Origin of the sequence: Rhizobacter sp. SG703 (assembly GCF_012275445.1) — a bacterium.
GTDB lineage: Bacteria > Pseudomonadota > Gammaproteobacteria > Burkholderiales > Burkholderiaceae_C > Rhizobacter.
Window position 1 is genome coordinate 534,736 of the sequence record NZ_JAAZQK010000003.1, and the last position, 18,956, is coordinate 553,691.

Sequence of the window (18,956 nt, forward strand, 5' to 3'; positions counted from 1 at the left end):
CAGCAAGTGCCAGACCTCCCCGGCAGGGCGTGAGGCGGCTCATGTTATGCGCCGCCGGCCGATTCCGGTACCGGTTCCAACCCATCCGACACCTTGGGGATGACAGCTCGGCGACAACTCCCCCACAGTCGCGCGCATGGCGTGTAGCAATGTGTGTCAGACAGGCGCGTTTGCGGTTAGATTTCCCGCAGGGGGAAGTTTGAATGCGCAGTGCGCGAGCACAGGATCTGCCGCCGTTCCACGTGACGGCGCGCCTGGACGAATCCGGGTCATGCGACGTCTTCGTGACCGATGGGCGGTCGGTGGGCCGCCACGCCCGATCGCGGCCCGAGCTGCCGGCCTTGCGCCGGCTGTCGCAAGTCGCCGCTGACGGCGACCTGCACGCGAGCCTCACGTTGTTCGCGCAGCTGTTCCCGGGCGTCGTCGGTGCCACGCTGCGCGGCAGCGAGCCGCGCCGCATCAACCTGCAGCTCGATGCGGCCTTGCACGGCCTGCACTGGGAACTTGCCAGCGACGGCCACGGCCTGCTCGGCGAACGCTGGCGCGTCGCGCGCCACCTGCTGGTCGACGACGACCGGCTGGCGGCCGGCGGGGCCGACCTCGATACCGACATCGACCTCGCCGCGACCGTGCGGCGCGTGCCGCGGCGCGGCCCGCTGCGGGTGCTGCGGCTGGGCGATGCGGCGGGGCCGGCCGGCGCGGCGGCTCCCGCGCTGCCGGCACTCGACAGCCCGACCGTCGTGTCGACCACGCTGGCGCGCGACGCCGTGGCGGCTGACGCGGTCCCCGGGTTGCTGGCCGAGCACGACGTGATCTGCCTGGCCGCCGGCGTGCCGCACGAGCTGCTGGCCGGCGTGAGCTGGTTGCGCCCGCCGAAGCTGTTCGTGGTCGGCCCGGCGCCCGCGTCGCAGGTGGCGCGGCTCGCGCAGAGGCTGGCGGTGCTCGGCGCGAGCCTGCTGGTCGCGCCGTCGGTGGCCGTGGAGCACGGCGACGACGGACCGGGCTGGTTCGCCACGCTGTGCGAACGGCTGGCGCAGGCCCAGCCGATCGCCGAGGCGGTGCGCGCGGCGCGCGGCCTGCATGACGAACGCGGCGCCGCATGGCTCCAGCTGTACGGCGACGGCGATGCGGTGCTGGTGCTGCCCGATGCGCGCGCGTCGGCCGGCAACGACGCGCGCCAGGTCACCTCGCTGTCGTTCGACTTCGTCGACTCCACCGGCTGGCTGCACCGCCTGGGCAGCGAGCGCTACGCCAGCCTGCTGGCCGAGTTCCACCAGCGTTCCATCGCGCAGATCGAGCGCCACGGCGGCGTCGCCGACGACCCGCAGGGCGACGACGGCGTGATGTCGTACTTCGGCTTCCCGTCGGCCAGCGAGCGCAGCGCCGAGCAGGCGGTGGCGGCGGGCCTGGCGATCGTGCAGTCGGTGGCCGGCATGTCGACGCCGGTGCAGGTGCGCGTCGGCATCGCGACCGGGCGCGTCTCGGTGATGGCGGGCCAGCCGGTCGGCGTGTCGATCCACCTGGCCGCGCGGCTGCAGAGCCGGGCGGCCCCCGGCACGGTGATGGTGTCGGACATGACGCTTGCGCTGGTGCAGCACCGCTTCACGGTGCAGCCGCTCGAGAGCACGCTGGCGCTGAAGGGCATCGAGGGCGCGCAGCGTGCCGGCGTGGTGCTGCACGACCGCAAGGAGCACCGGCTCGATGCGCTGCCGCGGCTCACCCCCTTCGTCGGCCGCGACGCCGAGCTGGCGGTGCTGCTGCACCACTGGGACGCGCTGCAGGCCGGCGCGTTGCGCGTGGTGCAGCTGCGCGGCGATGCCGGCATCGGCAAGTCGCGGCTTGTGCGCGAGTTTCGCCACGGGCTGAAGGCCCGCGGTGCGCTGTCGTTCGAATGCCGCTGCCTGCCCGACCATGCGAGCAGTGCCTTCCATGCGGTGATCGATGCGATGCACCACTGGATGGGCGTGCGCGACGACGACGACGAGGCGACGCGCCGGCGCAAGCTGGCCGACGCGATGCCGCCCGGCATGGACCCGGCGCAGGCGCTGCCGGTGGTGGCCGCGCTGCTGTCGCTGCCAGGCGAGCCGCTGGCCGGCACGCCGGAGCGGCTGCGCGAACGCACGCTGGCGACGCTGGTCGAGTGGTTCCAGCGCAGCGCGCGGGCGCGGCCGCTGTGCCTGGTGGTCGAAGACCTGCATTGGGTCGACCCGTCGACGCGCGAGTTCCTCGGCCGGCTGCTGGCCGGCAGCGCCGACGTGCCGATGCTGGTGCTGCTGACCGAGCGCACCGGCCCTGACGAGGCCGCCGCGCCGTGGCAGCCGCCGGTCGTGCACGAGACGCTCGAGCTGCACGGCCTGCGCCCCGACGAATCGCGCCGGCTGCTGAAGCAGGCCTGCGGCGAATCGCTGCTGCCGGCCGGCGTGGTGCGGCTGCTCGCCGGCCGCTCCGACGGCGTGCCGTTGTTCCTCGAGGAATCGGCCCGCATGATGGTCGAGCAGAGCGCGACGCTCGACGAGATGCTGCCGCAGTCGCTCGACGTGCCGGGCAGCCTGCAGGACCTGCTGATGGCGCGCCTCGACCGGCTCGGCCCGGCGCGCGCGATCGCGCAGTTCGGCGCGGTGCTCGGCCGCGAGTTCCCGGTCGCGCTGCTGCAGCAGGTGCTGGCGCACGGCGGGCGCCCGATGACGCCGCAGGAGCTGACGGCCCAGCTCGATGCGATCGAGCAGTCCGGCCTGCTGGCCAGCGTCGGGGGCACCGACGGCAGCGGCGAACGGCGCTGCGCCTTCAAGCACGCGCTCGTGCGCGACATCGCCTACCAGTCGCTGTGGACGCGCGACCGCCAGCTGGTGCACCGTGCGGTCGCCGCGGTGCTGCGCGACTCGTGGCCCGAGCTGGCGCAGCGCCAACCCGAGCTGCTTGCCCACCACCAGACCGAGGCCGGCCTCGCCGCCGAGGCGCTCGGGCAGTGGGAGGTCGCGGCGCGGCTGGCGGCTTCGCGATCGGCACACGACGAAGCGATCCAGCACCTGCAGCGCGCGCTCGCGCTGCTCGACAGCCAGCCGCCGGCGCACGAGCGCCGCGCCATCGAGCTGCGCCTGCAGCTGCTGCTCGCGTCGCGCTACATCGCCACCGAAGGCTACGGCGCGCCGCCGGTCGAGCGCGCCTATGCGCGGGCCGAGCAGCTGGGCGACGAGCTCGGCGACCCGGGCGCGCGGCTGAAGGCGCAGCTCGGGCTCGAGGGCTACCACTTCATGCGCGCCGATTTCCCGCGCGCCCACGAGATCGCGCGGCGTGCCGAGGCGCTGGCCGAGCAGAGCGGCGACACGATGGCGCGGCTGCAGGTGCGCTGGGCGACCGCCAACATCCTGTTCCACGAGGGCCACGGGCTGGCCGCGGTGCAGCGCATGGACGAATGCCTGGCGGTGTACCGGCCCGAGCACCACCGCCGCGCCGCGGTGCAGGACCCGGGCGTGATGTGCCTGTGCTACTCGGCCTGGGGCCAGTGGGAACTCGGCCATCCGGACGACGCGCTGGCGCGCATCGAACGCGTGCAGCAGCTCGCACGCACGCTCGACCACAAGTTCAGCCTCGGCGAGGCCTTCGGCTTCGCGGCCAACGTGCACCGCTACCGCGGCGAGCAGGCGCAGGCGCTGGCCTGTGCCGAGCAGGCCATCGCGATCTGCGACGAAGGCGGCTTCGCGGTGTGGCTGGCGCATGCGCACGTGATGCGCGGCTGGCTGCAATGCGAGCGCGGGCTGCACGACGAAGGCGTCGCCGAGATGCGCGAGGGCCTGGCGCTGTGGGCGCGCAGCGGCGCCGTCGTCACGCGCCCGCTGTACCTGACGCTGCTGGCCGAGGGCCTCGCGCGCGGCGGTGACCTGGCGCAGGCCCTGGCGCGGCTCGACGAGGCGATGGGCATCGTGCAGGCGCATGGCGAGCGCTACTACGAGGCCGAGGTGCGTCGGCTGATCGCCGAGCTGACGCTGCGGCGCGACGGCCCTTTGCTGCCGGCGGCGCGCCGCGCGGCCGAGCAGGGCCTGCAGGCGGCGCACGCGCTCGCGATGCAGCAGCACAAGCGCGGCTTCGCGCTGCGCAGTGCCACCAGCCTGGCCCGGCTGTGGCACGAAGACGGCCGCACGCGCGAGGCGCTGCAGCTGCTGAAGCCGGCCTTCGCGTCGTTCACCGAAGGCCTGCAGACGCATGACCTGCGGCAGGCGCGCGAGCTGCTGCGCTCGATGGGTTGAGCACGATCAGTTGAGCAGTTGACGCGGCAACGCGGGGAGGCGGTGATGACGACCAACAGGAAGTTCCGGCCCGGACGGGTCGACCAGGGCTTGCCGACCTGGTTCGACGGCTCGAAGACCGCCTACGCGCGCAACCGCATGCTGTTCGACTGGCTGTGCGATTGGCGCAGCGACCGGCTCGGCGACGACGAGAGCCTGCCTGCGCAGCGCGACGCGCTGTTCGCAGCGCTGCTGAACCGACCGGGCCTGTTCGGCGTGCTGGAATTTCCGAGCCGCGCGATTCACCACGTGAACGACTTCGAGCCCGAAGGCAGCCCGGCGGGGCGAGACCCGATCTTCGGGCACCGGAATGTGCACCTGGTGCTGGACGCCAGGGACATCGCGTTCGTGCTGCGCAACGAAGCCAAGGCCTTCAGCAACGAGCCGTACGACAAGCTCGGCTCCGGCACCTTCCTGCTCGGGCTGGACGACGAGAGGCTGCGCCGGCGCCAGCGCAGCGCGGCGCAGAACGCATTGCACTACGACGCGTCGACGGTGGCGCAGCTGGCTGCGCTGGCCTTCGACGAGGCGGCGCCGATCTCGCTGCGTGCGCCGTTCTTCGACCTCGCCGAACTGGCCGAGCAGGCGGCGCTGCGCTTCTGCAGCCGGCTGTTCGGCTTCGCGACCAGCGACCATCCGCTGCTCGAAGCGGCGATGCGGGCCGCCTACCAGGCGCTGACGCACCAGATCCTGGGCCGCCATTTCGTCAGCGATCCGGTGCCGCTCGCCAAGGCGCGGGAGTCGATGGGCGCGCTGTTCGCGCGCTGCTGCGAATTGATCGACGAGTACCAGCACGATGCCGACAACCTGCCGACCGGCGTGGACCTGCGGACCGATCTGGTGCATGGCTTCGTTCCGGCGATGCGCCGCCTGGCTTGCGACGCGGGCGACCTGAGCGGCGAAGAACTCGGCGTGATCGTCGTCGGCGTGCTGGCCGGCGTGGTCGGCAACGTGCAGGCGGCCGTCTGCTCGGCGCTGCACGAGTTCTTCAGGAACGGGCTGGTCGAGCCGCTGCGCGACCGGGCGCGCAGCGCGCAGCGCCCGCTGGACGAACTGTGGCCGTGGATCGCCGAAGCGCTGCGGCTGAACCCGCCGGCCGCCTACCTGCCGCGCCGGGTGGTCGAAGACGTCAGGCTGCCGGGTGGCACGACGCTGAAGAGGGACAGCGAGTGCGTGCTGGCCATCGTTGCGGCGTTGCGTGCCAAGGGAACGGTCTTCGCGAATCCGCCGCCGGCCGATGCCGATCCGCTGATCTTCGGCCTGGACGGTGGAGCGTCGCCGCATGGCCTGCATTCATGCATCGGCAACCTGCTGGCGCGCCCGCTGATCAGCGAGATCGTGCGCCGCGTGCTGCTGCTGCGCGGGCTGGCCGAGGCGCTCGATCCGGAGGACGGCACGCTGGTCGGGCTGGAGCGGCGCTGGGGCTTCGCCTGCAAGCGCTACCCGCTGAGCTGCCGGCTAGACCGCCAGCATGCGCTGAACGTGTCGATGCGCGTGAAGGCGCCGATCGCGGTGCATGCCGAGGCGTTGAAGACCGTGATCCGCGCCGGTGCGCCGCGCATCGAGTGGGCGCTGCGCGAATCGCGGCACATCCACTTCGCCTGGTTCGAGTTCATCGAGAACGACAACCGGCTGGTGCTGCACACGGTGTTCGACGGCCTGTTCGAGTCGTACATCGAGCATTTCGCGCTGGCGGTGGGCGAGCTGTTCGACCGCATCTTCGAGCACATCGAAGACCCGCCGCCGATGCCGGTGAACAAGTACCCCGGCGCCTTCATCGACCTGATCCGCCGCAACGACCGGCCGGTGGCCGCCGGCTATTTCTTCAGCGCCTACCCGGGTGCCGAGACGGCGCAGATCCGGCGCGTGATGGGGGTGAAGCCATGACGGCCCGGCCGACAGCGCCGCGCACCCCGCGCGGGGAACAGTTCGACCATGTACAGCGCATCGTGCTGTGCACGCCGCGGCAGCCGCTGGTGCAGCACCTGCTGCTGCAGTTCGTCGGCACGCAGTCGCAGGCGCGCCGCTTTCTTGCGGCGCTGGGCCGGGAGGTGTCCCATCATCCGAGCCGGTACGCCGACCCCGAGGCGCAATTGAGCATCGGCTTCAGCTACCGTGGCCTGGAAGCGCTGGGCGTGCCGCTGCAGGTGCGGCTGGTGCTGCAGAAGCTCGCGCCGTCGTTCTACCTCGGCGCGCCGGTGCAGGCGGCCACGCGGCTCGGCGACACCGGCGCGAGTTCACCGGACCGCTGGGACCGCGACTTCCGGCTGGAGGCCTTGCATGGTGTCGTCAGCCTTCACAACGACGGCGGCGACAGCGCCAGGAAGCAGCTGGCACGGGTCGAGGGACTGGCCGCCGAGTTCCGCGTGCGGTTGTCCGCGCAGCCGCTGCGCGGCGAGAACTTCAGCCTCGGCGGGCCCACGGAGCGCTGGGTGCACTTCGGCTACCGCGACGGCTTGTCGCGCGTGCGCATCAAGGGCTGGTCGCACAGCCCGGACGCCGCCGACGACGAGAACAGGACGCTGGACATCTCGGCGCACAGCCCCGGCGAGTTCCTGCTCGGCCATCCGGACGACAGCGGTGCGAACCCGTGGACGCTGGTCACGCAGTCGCGGGCGGTGCGCTCGTTCTTCTGCGAGGCCAGCTTCGGCGTGCTGCGGCAGATGGAGCAGGACGAGCCGGCGTTCCGCGGCTGGGTCGAGCAGCGCGCCGCGCAGATGGCTGCGGCCAGCGGTGGCGCCATGAGCCGGCAGGCCGCGACCGCCCTCGTGCAGGCCAAGCTGTGCGGCCGGTTCCCCGACGGGCGGCGCATCGATGCGCAGACGCAGGCGCCGCTCGGCCAGCCGAAGCACGACTTCGACTACCGCGACGACCTCGACGGCAAGGGCTGCCCGTTCGGCGCGCACATGCGGCGCATGAACCCGCGCGACGGCGAGATCGCCCACCGGCTGCGGCGGCGCCCGCTGATGCGGCGCGGTGCGCCGTACGGGCCGCGCTGGCGCGACGACGAGACGGGGCCTGTCGAGCGCGGCCTGCTCGGGCTGTTCTTCTGCAGCAGCATCGAGAACCAGTTCGAGCACCTGCTGGGCGAATGGGCCGACCGGGTGCCGATGGGCAACCGCGACGTGGGCGAGGCGAAGGACCCGCTGGTCTCGCGCCATGAACGGCCCGACGCGCGTTTCGACCTGCCCGGCGGCGCCGGCGCACCGGGTGGCCTGAAGGAATTCGACGGCCTGAAGCCCTTCGTGCGCACGCGCGGCACCGCCTACCTGCTGTACCCGACGCGAGACGGCCTGCAGCAGCTCGCGACCGAGGACGATGGCAACTTCTGGGTCGACGAGGTGGACCGGGAAGCCTTCGAATGACCGCGCCGCTGGACACCGGCGAAGACGTCGTCGACGTGCCCGACCCGCTGACCGAACGCCCGCCCGACGACCGCTTCTGCGACCTGGTGCTGACCGGCGGCGTCGCGAGCGGCGTCGTCTACCCGTGGGCGATCCTCGAGATCGCGCGGTCGTTCCGCTTCAAGAACATTGGCGGCACCTCGGTCGGTGCGATGGCGGCCGCATTGGCGGCGGCCGCGGAGTATGGCCGGCGCAACGGCTACGACGACGGCTTCGAGGTGTTGCGGCGCGCGCCGGGCGACCTCGCGAAGCCCGGGCCGCGCGGGCTGCGCACGCTGATGCTGTCGCTGTTCCAGCCGGCGCCTCAGGGGCAGCGGCTGTTCGACCTGTTCGTCGGCGCGGTGGACATCTATGGCGAGACGCGCCGCAGCCGCGTGCCGCGCTGGTTGCGGCTGGGGTGGCCGGTGTTGCGCAGTTATCGCAAGCCGGCGGTGTGGGGTGGGCTGCTGGGCCTGCTGCTCGCGGCGGACTGCGCGCTGATACCGCCCTTCAGCTGGGGCAGCGTGCTCGGCTTCGTGCTGACAATTCCGATCTGCGTCGTGGGCGCTGTCGTGTGGTTCGGTCTGCGGTCCGACCTGATCGCGGGCCTGGTGAAGAACGACCTCGGCCTGTGCCATGGCACGACCCTGCAGGGTCGCGACCCGAAGACCGATCCCGGCCTCGTCGAATGGCTGGACAAGGGCATCCAGCTGGCCGCGGGCCTCGGGCGCGAGGACGCGCCGCTGACCTTCCGCGACCTGTGGTCGGCACCGGCCTCGCCGGGCGCGCGTCCGGTGGCGGTGCGCGACGGCGACGAGCGCCGGCTGCGCTCGATCAACCTGGAGATGATCACGACCAACGTGACGCACGGCCGGCCGTACCGGCTGCCGCTGCAGGACGAGACCGACCGGCTGTACTTCCGGCCGGACGATCTGCGGCGCTTCTTTCCGGAGCGCGTGGTCGCGGCGATGCTGGCGGTGGCGCAACCCTATGCGCCGGCCAGCGCGTTCGACCCGCCCGCGGGCATCAAGACCCTCGGCCTGTGGGAACTGCCGCGCGGCGACCTGCCGATCCTCGTGGCCGCGCGCATGAGCCTGAGCTTTCCGCTGTTGTTCTCGGCGGTGCCGCTGTGGGCGGTCGACCACGAGATGCCGCGCGAGGACCGGGTGCTGAAGCGCTGCTGGTTCTCCGACGGCGGGCTGTGCTCGAACTTCCCGATCCACCTGTTCGATGCGGCCGTGCCGCGCTGGCCGACTTTCGGGCTGTGGCTGGGCCAGCGCAACCCGTTCCGGCGCAACGTGTTCGTGTGGTTGCCGGAGACACACCTGCAGGGCAGCCGCGACAGCTGGCAGCGCTTCGACCCGAGCGACCCCGGCACGCCGGTGCAGGCGCGCGAGCGTGCCGACAAGCCGCTGGGGTTCCTGGCGGGCTTCCTGCTCGCGGCCGGCCTGACCGCGAAGGACTGGCAGGACCGCAGCGCGATGCGCCTGGCCACCGCGCGCAACCGGGTCGCGCGGCTCGCGCTGCGGCCGGGCGAGGGCGAGCTGCACATCGGCATGCCGCGCAAGCGCATCCTGCGGATGGCGCGGCGCTACGGTACGGCCAGCGGGCGGCTGTTCGTCGAGCGCTATGCCGAGGCCCCGGGCGAGCATGCGACGGCGGCGTGGCGCGAGCAGCGCTGGGTGCGGCTGCAGGCGCTGCTGGCGGGATTGCGCGGATGGTTGAAGGGCGCGGCATCGGCGGCGGCGAGCCAGGCGCACACCGTGCCGATGCGGCAGGCGATCGACGCGGCCGTCGACGTGCCGCCGCTGCGTGGCCACGATGGGGGGGCGCGCACGTTGCACGACGACGAGGCCGAACAGCTGCAGGCCTTGCTGGCGGGCATCGAGCAACTGGAGGAACGGTTCCGCGTCAATGACGCGGCGCAGCCGTACAAGCCGGTGCCGGCACCGGAACTGCGGTTGCGCACGCCGGTGTGATCGCTCGGACAGCCAATGCCAAGTCCGCGGGCTCGGCGATCAATCGGAACTGGAACCGCAACGAAGATCTTGCGCACTTCGCCGACGAGCTGGTCCAGGACCAAGTGGAAATTCATGGCTGTGCGGGTCCTTTGCGAAGGACCCGCATGTACCGATCCAGCATAGGTCAGAGAATCTTCAAGGGTCTCGACAACAGCGGCATCCGATGTCGCCTCGATCGTGTCCACCGCGGCAGCGTTTCCGAGCCCCCACCGGACGTACTCGCGCGGATCGCGTGATGCGCTTCTCGCCAGAACCTTGACGTCGAGGAAGACCTGGTCCTGTGAAAGCTCCTCATCGAAGCGTTCACGCAGGAGGTTTCGGGTGTTCATGGCTTGTCAATCTTTCTGCCGGGGACGGGGGGTTTGTAGATCTCACCAGTGACGGGGTCCGTCGATCCAAGGTGCCTGCCGTTCCGGACTGGGGATTCGCTGGCTTCCGAGGGAACATGGAAACCGCTCGATGCGCACCGGCCCGATCCAGCAACTGCGCCCCGTCGTGTCGCCGATCCAGTTGACGAAGATCGGATCCAGGCCACTGCCCGCCACCTGGATCTCTGCACGAACGGCGGCCGGTTTGCACAACGATGCGATGAGGGTGACGAGCAGCGTGGCACGTTGCAGCGAGCAGGAAGGAGAGGTTCGGGTCGGCACGGAAGGAGCGTCGCGGCGAGGCGGCGAGGCGATGCGGGCCTGCAGTAGAGAAAGCGTTCCACCGCACCGGCAGTGGTCACATGGACCGCTTGCAAATCCAGGATGTGCTGCATCGCTTCGGACGCGCAGCGGCTCCCGGTGCCGCTACGCCGCCGCCCGCGCGAGCTGCGACAGCCGCTTGACCAGCGCTTCGAAGCGCTCGGCCGGCGTGTTGCCATACCCGAGCACCAGGCCGTTGTCGTCGGCCGATGGCTGCAGCGCAAAGCTCGACAAGGCCGCCGGTGCCATGCCGTGGCGCAGCGCGGCGGCGGCGATGGCGGCGTCCGGGTAGCGGCGCGGCAAGCGCACCGTCAGGTGCAGCCCGCAATGCCCGCCGTCGATCGCATGCGGTACGCGCAGGTGGCGCGACAAGGCCTCGCGCAACGCGGCCTGGCGCTGCCGGTACAGCCGCCGCATGCGGCCCAGGTGGCGGCCGAAGGCGCCGCCCTCGATGAAACGGGCGAGCGCCAGCTGTTCGTGTCGGTGGCCGCCGCGCAGCAGGTGCGCGAGCGGCGCCTGCAGGCGCGCCGCAAGCGCGTCGGGCAGCACCAGGAAGCCGAGCCGCAGCGACGGGAACATCGTCTTGCTGAAGGTGCCGACATACAGCACCGGCGCCTGCGCCACCAGGCCCTGCATCGCGCCGATCGGCTCGCCGGCGTGGCGGAACTCGCTGTCGTAGTCGTCCTCGATGATCCACGCGCCGTGGCGCTGGGCGTTGGCGATCAGTTCGAGCCGGCGCGCGGCGCTCATCACCGCGCCTGTCGGGTACTGGTGCGACGGGGTCGCGTAGACGAGCCGCGGCGGCCGTGCGGTCCAGTCGCTGTCGCGCACGCACAGCCCTTCGGCATCGACGCGCATCGGCACGATCCGCAGGTCGGCCGCGTGCATCGCGGTGCGCGCGCCGCGGTAGCCCGGGTCCTCGACCCACGCGGTGTCGCCGGGGTTCGTCAGCAGCCGCGCGCACAGCGCCAGTGCCTCCATCGCGCCTTCGGTGACGACGACCTGCGCCGCGTCGCAGCGCACGCCGCGGGCCACGCCCAGGTGGCCGGCGATCGCATGGCGCAGCGCGGGTTCGCCGAGCGGGTTGCCATAGCCCAGCGTCGACGGGCCGGCGCTGCGCATCGCGCGATCGAGCGCGCGCTGCCATTCGGCCAGCGGGAACTGCGCCAGCGCCGGCACGCCGGGGCGCCATGCGGCATCGCCATCGGCCTGTGCAGGCTCGGACTGGATCGGCGACAGGCGCCGCGCCGTCACCGCAGGCACCGCCGGCGCGGCGCGTGGCCCGGTGCCCCGGGGTGCGGCCGCGCGCGCCGGGCGGGTCAGCGCCGCGACGCGCGTGCCCTGCCGGTCGGGCAGCAGGTAGCCTTCGGCAGCGAGCAGGTCGTACACCGCGGTCACGGTGTTGCGAGAGATGCCCAGGGCGTCGGCCAGCGCGCGGCTGCCCGGCAGGCGACTGCCCGGTGCCAGGTGGGCACCGAGGATCGCCTGCTTCAACCGGTCGTGAAGCTGGCGCTGCAGCGAGCCGGGTCCTCGCCCGTGCCCGCGCGCGAGCGGCGCATCGAGCAGGGCTTGCGGGACGGAACGGGTCATCGTGGCACCATCAGAATCAAATGGCGTGGCGCTTTTCAAGGTGCCACCGTGCCGTTACTGTAGAGCCCTGGACCGCCACCCCGCAAGGACGAACGAGATGACCTGGCTCACCCCTCTCCGACTGCAAGGCTCGCACTGTTCGCTGGAGCCGCTTTCCATCGACCACGAGCAGGAACTGATCGCGGCGGTGCGCGACGGCGAACTGTGGAACCTCTGGTACACCGCGATCCCCGCGCCGCAGGCGATGCGGGCCGAGATCGAACGCCGGCTGGACCTGCAGCGCAAGGGCTCGATGGTCCCGTTCACCACGCGCGACGCCGCCGGCCGTGTCGTCGGCATGACGACCTTCATGAACATCGACGCGGCGAACCAGCGGGCCGAGATCGGCTCCACCTGGACGGCCGCGAGCGTGCAGCGCAGCGGCTTCAACACCGAATGCAAGCTGCTGCTGCTGACGCACGCGTTCGCCGAGGAAGCCATCGCGGTCGAGTTCCGCACCAACTTCTTCAACCAGCAGAGCCGCCGCGCGATCGAACGACTGGGCGCCAAGCTCGACGGCATCCTGCGCAGCCACCAGCGCATGCCCAACGGGCTGCTGCGCGACACCTGCGTCTACAGCATCACGCGGGCGGAGTGGCCGGCGGTGCGGGCGCATTTGCAATGGCAGCTGGACAAGCCGCGTTGACGATTGGCGCGGGTGACAAGGCGGTGCGTGTTCAAACCTTGATGAACAGCGCCTCCACGACCGCGGTCATCGTGCTGCCGGTCGTACAGTCTGCGAACGCTTCGCCCAATTCAATGGCCATGTCGGTGGGCAAGCTCAGACCAGACCTGTTCCACAACTGGTGCACGGCGTTGCCTGCGGCCACGTGCAGTCTTCGGTTCCGCGCCAATGCGCGATCAATCGCGTCACTTTCATCGCCGGAGAGACCAACGGTCTCGCGATCGACTTCAAGATGCTTCAGATTCCGGTTTTTGGTGATCGCGTCGACGAGGGAGCGACGAACGTCTCGCGTGACGTAGGAGGCCCTGAGAGCCAAGGAAGTCAAGCGGCTCCCGCTGTGCTTCAACAGAGAAATCAACGCATCGCACTCGGGTTCCGTGAAGCGGAGTGCTACCAGCGACACCGATCGCAGCCGGCAGTTGTTGATCCAGCCGCTGTGCGCGGACCCTTGGCTGGAGCCGGACAGCGAGGTGAACGGGCGATACAACATTTCCAGGTGGTCAAGAGAAAGGTTCTTTTCCAACGCCTGGTTCAGGCAGTCGGCTTGAGCACGGCTCAACTCGTCCGAGTCTCCGAACGTGAGGCGTTTGAGGGTTGTGTTGTTCTCCAGGGCCTGGCAGAAGTCGGCAAATACTTTTTCTTGCGGTAGGTCCACCAGACTCATTCGCAGGTTGAGCAAGGCGGGGCTTTCCAGGACAGTTGTCATCGCCGACCAGCCCTTGTCCCCCCAATCGTTGCTGCTCAGATGCAGTTCTTCCAGGATTCGGTTGTTGGAGGCCGCCCTGCCGATGATCTCGATGCCAGGTTCCTCCAGCCCGCACGCCTCCAGTGCAAGGGTTTTGAGGGTCGAGTTTTGCTGAAGCATCAGTGCGATGGTCGATGCGGATTGCGAGCAGGAGTTGGCGCTCAAGTGCAACGCGAGCACGCTTTTGTTGTCTGCCATTGCGGCGCAGACGTTCTGGATCTGTGGGGCCGTGAGCCTGCAGTTGATCAACTTCAGCGAAGTCAAGCGGCCGGTTTTTTTCAGTATGTCGGCCAGTGCATCCGTCATTGCAGGTTCCAGTTGCTGACCCGACAGATCGACAGCAACCGGGTTCGACCCGGCAATGGCCAACCATCGGAGCAGTCCGATCGACGCCTCGCGATTCAGAACAGGCGACGCGGGCACGTGCAGGTCGATTTCCCGCGCCCACGGCATGCGGGCCTCGACGACCCTTGCGCCTGATGGCGATGCGTCGCCAAGCCGATGGCGGCTGAGCCAGTCCAGCCCCGCATGATCGTCCGTGTGCAGGCAATTCAGCGTGGTGTCGTGCCATGCCTCTCGAGTGCAGGGAGTCGAAGGTATCAAGTGAGCGCAGCTCTTCGGCGGCGCACAGGGGATGGAGATGTCGATCGGAGCGAATGCGCGACGGGACTGGGGTGAGGTGTTACCGACTGACATGCCATGACTCGATGATGAAGGTGGCCTTGAGTGCCCGAGGCGATGCATGCCGTTCCAATCGCCGGCAAGTGCATTGCATCCGGTCCATGCGAGCTGGTCGTCCCGGTCGCCCCGACAATCCCCGCATGCCCTTGCCCTCCGACCCGCCCGCCGCCGTCCCGCTGCGCCCCCGGCTGACCTTGCAGACCCTGACCCGCGGCGACGGCCTGCTCGGCATGCGCGCGATGAACGGCTTCGGCCCGCGCGGCCCGAAGCTCAGCGTCGCACGCATCGAGTGGACCTACGAAGCCGCCCCCGGCCTGCACTGGGAAACGCCGGCGCCGACCAGCGTGCTCGGCAAGCGGCCCGCGCCGACCGAGCTGCTGCGCGGCGCCTGGAACGAGCGCGTGGTGCTCGAACGCGATTTGGCCGCCGAGGCCGATGCGATGGACCTGCTGTGGTCCACCCAGCTGCGCCCGTTGCCGATGCAGGCGCTGCAGTGGCGCAGCGCCGAAGCGGGCGAGGGCCATCCGCAGCTGTGGACGCTGCCCGAAGAAGTGCAGTTCGGCGACTTCTGGCTCGACCAGGTGCCGCGCCTGCAAGGCCTCGGCTGGTCGGTGGTGGTGGCGCCGGGCTTCGCGCACATGAGCGCGCCGGTCGAGCGCTGGCGCCTGCTGATCGACCCGGTCACCGGCGCCGAGCAGGGGCGCGAGCTGGTCGATGCGCCGTCGCGCCACCAGCAGCCGATGGCGGCGCTCGGCCAGCCGAAGCGCGGGGGCTCGTTCATGGTGAGCCTGGGGATCGAGGTCGACGGCGAGCCGGTCGACCTGGCGCCGCTGCTGGTCGAGCTGTTCAAGCGCGAACCGCGCTGGCTCGATGCGCAGCAGGTGGCCGACATTCCCGACGACAAGATCGTGATGCTGCGCCGCGGCCAGGGCGGGCGCGGCATCGAGACGCCGGCCGGCCCGCTGAAGGCCATCGTCAGCGCGATGCTGGACCTGCTGACCGATCCGAAGCGGCAGGAAGGCCCGATGAAGCTGTCCAGCTGGGAGGCCCAGCGCATCGAGGCGCTGCGGCTGAGCCTGATGGACACGCAGGCCGCGCGCGCCGGCGAGCACGGCCGCTGGCAGCTGCAGGGCGACGCCGGCCTGACCGAGCTGACGAAGCGCCTGCGTGCGGCCGGCACGCCGCCGCCGGTGGTCCCGCCCGCGGGGCTCGGTCTCGAACTGCGCGCGTACCAGCGGCACGGCCTGGCCTGGCTGCAGTACCTGCGCCAGCAGCACCTGGCCGGCATCCTGGCCGACGACATGGGTCTGGGCAAGACGGCCCAGGTGCTGGCCCATTTGCTGGTCGAGCAGCAGGCCGGGCGGCTCGACCTGCCGGCGCTGGTGGTGCTGCCGACCACGCTGATCGCGAACTGGCAGGCCGAGGCCGCGCGCATCGCGCCGGCGCTGCGCGTGCTGACGCTGCACGGCACCGACCGCGCGAAGCGCTTCGGCGATGCGGCCGGCCACGACCTGGTGCTGACCACCTACCCGCTGCTGTGGCGCGACATCGGCACGCTAGCGCAACAGCCATGGCACCTGGTGGTGCTCGACGAAGCGCAGATGGTGAAGAACGCCGGCAGCCGCGCCGCCACCGCGTTGCGCCGGTTGCAGTCGCGCCACCGGCTGTGCGTGACTGGCACGCCGCTGGAGAACCACCTCGGCGAGCTGTGGGCGCATTTCGATTTCCTGATGCCGGGGTTCCTGGGCGACACGCGCTCTTTCCAAAGGAATTGGCGCAAGCCGATCGAGACGCAGGGCGAGACCTTGCGCGCGCAGCTGCTCGCGCAGCGCGTGCGGCCGTTCATCCTGCGCCGCCGCAAGGACGAGGTCGCGACCGAGCTGCAGCCATTGACGGAGATCGTCCACCGCGTGCAGCTCGAAGGCCAGCAGCGAGCGCTGTACGAGAGCGTGCGCGTGGCCGCCGACGAGCTGGTGCGGCGGCTGCTGAAGCGCACCGGCTTCGGCGGCGCGCAGATCAGCATCCTCGATGCGCTGTTGAAGCTGCGGCAGGTGTGCTGCGACCCCTACCTGCTGAAGGGCACCGCGATGGCGCCGACGATGGAGCGCGCGAAGCTGGAGTGGCTGCGCGCGACGCTGCCCGAGCTGCTGGAGGAGGGGCGGCGCATCCTGGTGTTCTCGCAGTTCACCGAGATGCTCGGGCTGGTGGCCGACGAGCTGGGCGCGCTGAACCTGCCGCACCTGGTGCTGACCGGCGAGACGCCGCCGGCCGAGCGTGGCGAGGTGGTGCGGCGCTTCCAGCAGCGCGAGCTGCCGCTGATGCTGCTGAGCCTGAAGGCCGGCGGCGTCGGGCTGAACCTGACGGCGGCCGACACCGTGATCCACCTCGACCCGTGGTGGAACCCGGCCGTCGAGCAGCAGGCGACCGCGCGCGCGCACCGCATCGGCCAGGACCAGCCGGTGTTCGTCTACAAGCTGGTGGTCGAGGGCAGCATCGAGGAGCGCATGCTGGCACTGCAGGACCGCAAGGAGGCGCTGGCCGAAGGCGTGCTGGGCGTCGACGGCGAGGCGAGCGTGAAGTTCAGCGAGGCGGATTTGAAGGCCTTGCTGGCGCCGCTGGCGTGACGGGCCCGACCCCGTTCGGGCCGAGCCTGTCGAAGCCCTGGTCGCCGTGCCGCAATGCCGCCAGCGCGCCGCCCAGCGCCGCAAACCTGAACCGGTACCCCGCCGCCAGCGCCGCGCGCGGCACCGCGTTCTGCCCGTCGAGCAGCAGCGTCGACATCTCCCCCGCCAGCGCGCGTATCGGCGCGGCCGGCATCCACAGCCGCACGCGGCGCCCGAACGACGCCGCCATCGCCGCGGCAAACTTCGCTTGCGACAGCACCTCGGGCGCGACCGCATTCACCGCGCCGTCGACGTCGTCCCGCTCCATCGCGAACCGGATCAGCCCGACGGCATCGTCCAGGTGGATCCACGGCGCCGCCTGCCGCCCGCTGCCGAGCACTGCCCCCAGCCCGAGCCGCGCGGCCAGCGCCAGCATCGGGTAGGCGCCATCGCCGCGCCCCAGCACCACGCCGAAACGCATCCGCACGACCCGCACGCCCAGCGCTTCGGCACGCCGTGCCTCGTGCTCGACCGCGGCGCACAGGTCGGACTGGAACTCGCCGGGGCGGGCCGGGCCGGCCTCGTCGAGGGGCGCGAACGCGCCCTCGGGCGAGGCCCCGTAGAAGCCGACGGCCGACGCACTCACCATCACGCGCGGCGCCTGCTGCAAGCGGCGCATCAGCCCGAGCAGCCCGGCCGTCACACCGACCCGGCTGGCCAGCAGCTCGCGCCGCCGTGCGGCCGTCCACGGCAGGCCGAGGACGCGCGCGCCGGCCAGGTGGACGACCGCGTCGATGCGCGTCTCCGACGGGATCGCGTCCAGGCTGTCGACCACCCACACGCCCGGCCCGAAGCCGGCACGCGCCTGCCGCAGGTCGCGCGACAACGCGATCACGCGGCGGCCGTGGCGCCGCAACGAGGCCACCAGCGCGCTGCCAACGAAACCGGTCGCGCCGGTGACGAGCACCGCCGGCTCGATGCGGTGCGACGGCTGCGGCGTGACGGCGGGCGCCGGCTGCACCCGGCCGAGCCGCCGCACCGCCAGCGCATTGCGCACGCTCCACGCCAGCACGCCGATGCCGTACAGCGTGAACAGCCACGAGACCCACGACCACGCGCTGTGCGGTGCGACCACCAGCGCGCCCGGCTGCTGCGACCAGCCCCACAGCACCGGCGCGATCAGCGCGACGAAGGCGCCATAGCTGATCGTCAGCAGCGTGTGCAGCAGGCGCTCGAATGGCGGCAGCGCCCGCGTGCGGTCTTCTTCCAGGAAGTCGGCGAGCGTGATCGCCACCTCGGTCGCCAGCAGCCCGGCCAGCACCACGGCGAACCCGCCGCGCCATTCGAACCAGCCCAGCCCGATGAAGACGATGCCGTAGATCGCCTCGCGCGCCGCATGCAGCGCGAGCTCGCGGCGCGCCGACGCGCGCTGCGGCAGCCGCGCCTGCAGTTCGTGGTGCCACAGGTTGTCGAACGCGCCCATCACGGCCTGGATGGACAGCAGCAGAAAAATCGTGGTCATCGCGGGTCCTCTCAAACGTCGCTGCAGGGATCGGCGAACACGCCGGACTGGTGGAAGGTCTCGCCCCACAGCGGATGCACCATCGACAGCGTGAAGCGGAAGAAGCCGTGGCCGAGGTCGGTGTGCACGACGCGGCAGGTGCCCGGCGTCAGCAGCGCCGGCACCGGCACGCGCAGCCGGCCCCACACCAGCGAGAAGGCACGGCTGCGGAAGACCAGCGAGCCGCGTTCCTCGAAGACATCGAGCGCCATGCTCAGGCCGCCGTCGGTGCGCTCGATCAGGCGGCCGTCCGGGCCGAGCTCCTTCGTCGAGCGCACGGTGCGCACATGGCGCGCGCCGAGCATCGCGCTGCGGTGGAAGCCGCGTTCCCACACGACGCCGCCGCGGCCGTCGGCGCCGACGCGCACGGTGGTCGTCACGCCGCTCGCCCGGATGCGTGTCAGCGGGCCGCCGAACAGGCGGGCCAGCCGTGCATACAGCCCGCCGATGCGCGAGCAGCCCAGTTCCATGTGCCCGATGTAGGTGGTGTCGGCATGGGCGCGGCCGAAGCGGCGCTGCACCGCGGCCGGCAAGCGGCTCCAGCCGTCGGCGCCGACCAGTGCGGCCAGGTCGAGCGGTGCAGGGGCGGAGGTCGAGGCCTCGGACGAGGCGCGATGCAGGCGGGTGGCAAGCAGCGAGGGCAGGGCAAGCATGGTGGCAATCGAAGGTGGCTGAC

11 protein-coding genes are annotated in these 18,956 nt (G+C 71.2%); 6 read left to right on the forward strand and 5 right to left on the reverse strand.

Annotation, left to right across the window (positions count from 1 at the left end):
- Positions 1 to 203: 203 nt before the first annotated feature.
- From FHT26_RS08040 to FHT26_RS08055, 4 genes are read left to right on the forward strand one after another with little or no spacing between them, the layout of a single operon-like run.
- Entirely contained in the window at positions 204 to 4,244 is a 4,041-nt protein-coding gene (locus FHT26_RS08040) for an ATP-binding protein (RefSeq protein ID WP_168559611.1), read from the forward strand.
- Positions 4,245 to 4,289: 45 nt separating this feature from the next.
- Positions 4,290 to 6,170 carry a cytochrome P450 family protein gene (locus tag FHT26_RS08045; RefSeq protein WP_168559612.1) on the forward strand — a complete coding sequence of 627 codons (1,881 nt, stop codon included), beginning with the start codon at positions 4,290 to 4,292 and terminating at the stop codon, positions 6,168 to 6,170.
- On the forward strand, positions 6,167 to 7,648 hold the full coding sequence (locus FHT26_RS08050) for a hypothetical protein (protein WP_168559613.1): 1,482 nt from the start codon (positions 6,167 to 6,169) through the stop codon (positions 7,646 to 7,648). The genes FHT26_RS08045 and FHT26_RS08050 overlap by 4 nt, the downstream gene beginning before the upstream one ends.
- Positions 7,645 to 9,645 (forward strand): patatin-like phospholipase domain-containing protein, encoded by a 2,001-nt coding sequence (locus FHT26_RS08055; protein ID WP_168559614.1) that lies wholly within the window; start codon positions 7,645 to 7,647, stop codon positions 9,643 to 9,645. The genes FHT26_RS08050 and FHT26_RS08055 overlap by 4 nt, the downstream gene beginning before the upstream one ends.
- Before the next feature lie 413 nt (positions 9,646 to 10,058).
- Here FHT26_RS08055 and FHT26_RS08060 read toward each other — a convergent pair whose 3' ends face one another.
- Together FHT26_RS08060 and pdxR are read right to left on the reverse strand one after the other, a co-directional pair.
- The gene (locus tag FHT26_RS08060; RefSeq protein WP_168559615.1) at positions 10,059 to 10,337 is read right to left on the reverse strand and encodes a hypothetical protein; all 279 of its coding nucleotides are present in this window, start codon (positions 10,335 to 10,337) and stop codon (positions 10,059 to 10,061) included.
- Between the two features lie 144 nt (positions 10,338 to 10,481).
- A complete protein-coding gene (gene pdxR / locus FHT26_RS08065; RefSeq protein WP_168559616.1) occupies positions 10,482 to 11,966 on the reverse strand; it encodes a MocR-like pyridoxine biosynthesis transcription factor PdxR in 1,485 nt (494 codons plus the stop codon).
- Between the two features lie 97 nt (positions 11,967 to 12,063).
- On the opposite strand from pdxR, the gene FHT26_RS08070 reads away from it, so the two are divergent.
- A complete protein-coding gene (locus FHT26_RS08070) occupies positions 12,064 to 12,651 on the forward strand; it encodes a GNAT family N-acetyltransferase (RefSeq protein ID WP_168559617.1) in 588 nt (195 codons plus the stop codon).
- A 31-nt stretch (positions 12,652 to 12,682) separates the two neighbouring features.
- On the opposite strand, the gene FHT26_RS08075 is transcribed toward FHT26_RS08070, so the two are convergent.
- Positions 12,683 to 14,131 carry a leucine-rich repeat domain-containing protein gene (locus tag FHT26_RS08075; protein WP_168559618.1) on the reverse strand — a complete coding sequence of 483 codons (1,449 nt, stop codon included), beginning with the start codon at positions 14,129 to 14,131 and terminating at the stop codon, positions 12,683 to 12,685.
- A gap of 125 nt (positions 14,132 to 14,256) precedes the next feature.
- Here FHT26_RS08075 and FHT26_RS08080 point away from each other — a divergent pair, with 125 nt between their 5' ends.
- Positions 14,257 to 16,740, forward strand: a complete 2,484-nt coding sequence (locus tag FHT26_RS08080; protein ID WP_246867768.1) for a DEAD/DEAH box helicase — start codon at positions 14,257 to 14,259, stop codon at positions 16,738 to 16,740.
- Here the strand turns inward: FHT26_RS08080 and FHT26_RS08085 are convergent.
- Together FHT26_RS08085 and FHT26_RS08090 are read right to left on the reverse strand one after the other, a co-directional pair.
- Complete coding sequence (locus FHT26_RS08085; protein ID WP_168559620.1) at positions 16,697 to 18,241, reverse strand: TIGR01777 family oxidoreductase; 1,545 nt, start codon at positions 18,239 to 18,241, stop codon at positions 16,697 to 16,699. The two genes, FHT26_RS08080 and FHT26_RS08085, sit on opposite strands and share 44 nt — an antisense overlap.
- 11 nt (positions 18,242 to 18,252) lie before the next feature.
- Entirely contained in the window at positions 18,253 to 18,933 is a 681-nt protein-coding gene (locus FHT26_RS08090) for a DUF4166 domain-containing protein (RefSeq protein WP_168559621.1), read from the reverse strand.
- Positions 18,934 to 18,956 lie beyond the last annotated feature (23 nt).

Coding starts and splice junctions, on each gene's coding strand:
- FHT26_RS08040 (WP_168559611.1), top strand. CDS start 204: ATGCGCAGTGCGCGAGCACAGGATCTGCCGCCGTTCCACGTGACGGCG.
- FHT26_RS08045 (WP_168559612.1), top strand. CDS start 4,290: ATGACGACCAACAGGAAGTTCCGGCCCGGACGGGTCGACCAGGGCTTG.
- FHT26_RS08050 (WP_168559613.1), top strand. CDS start 6,167: ATGACGGCCCGGCCGACAGCGCCGCGCACCCCGCGCGGGGAACAGTTC.
- FHT26_RS08055 (WP_168559614.1), top strand. CDS start 7,645: ATGACCGCGCCGCTGGACACCGGCGAAGACGTCGTCGACGTGCCCGAC.
- pdxR (WP_168559616.1), bottom strand. CDS start 11,966: ATGACCCGTTCCGTCCCGCAAGCCCTGCTCGATGCGCCGCTCGCGCGC.
- FHT26_RS08070 (WP_168559617.1), top strand. CDS start 12,064: ATGACCTGGCTCACCCCTCTCCGACTGCAAGGCTCGCACTGTTCGCTG.
- FHT26_RS08075 (WP_168559618.1), bottom strand. CDS start 14,131: ATGTCAGTCGGTAACACCTCACCCCAGTCCCGTCGCGCATTCGCTCCG.
- FHT26_RS08080 (WP_246867768.1), top strand. CDS start 14,257: ATGCCCTTGCCCTCCGACCCGCCCGCCGCCGTCCCGCTGCGCCCCCGG.
- FHT26_RS08085 (WP_168559620.1), bottom strand. CDS start 18,241: ATGACCACGATTTTTCTGCTGCTGTCCATCCAGGCCGTGATGGGCGCG.
- FHT26_RS08090 (WP_168559621.1), bottom strand. CDS start 18,933: ATGCTTGCCCTGCCCTCGCTGCTTGCCACCCGCCTGCATCGCGCCTCG.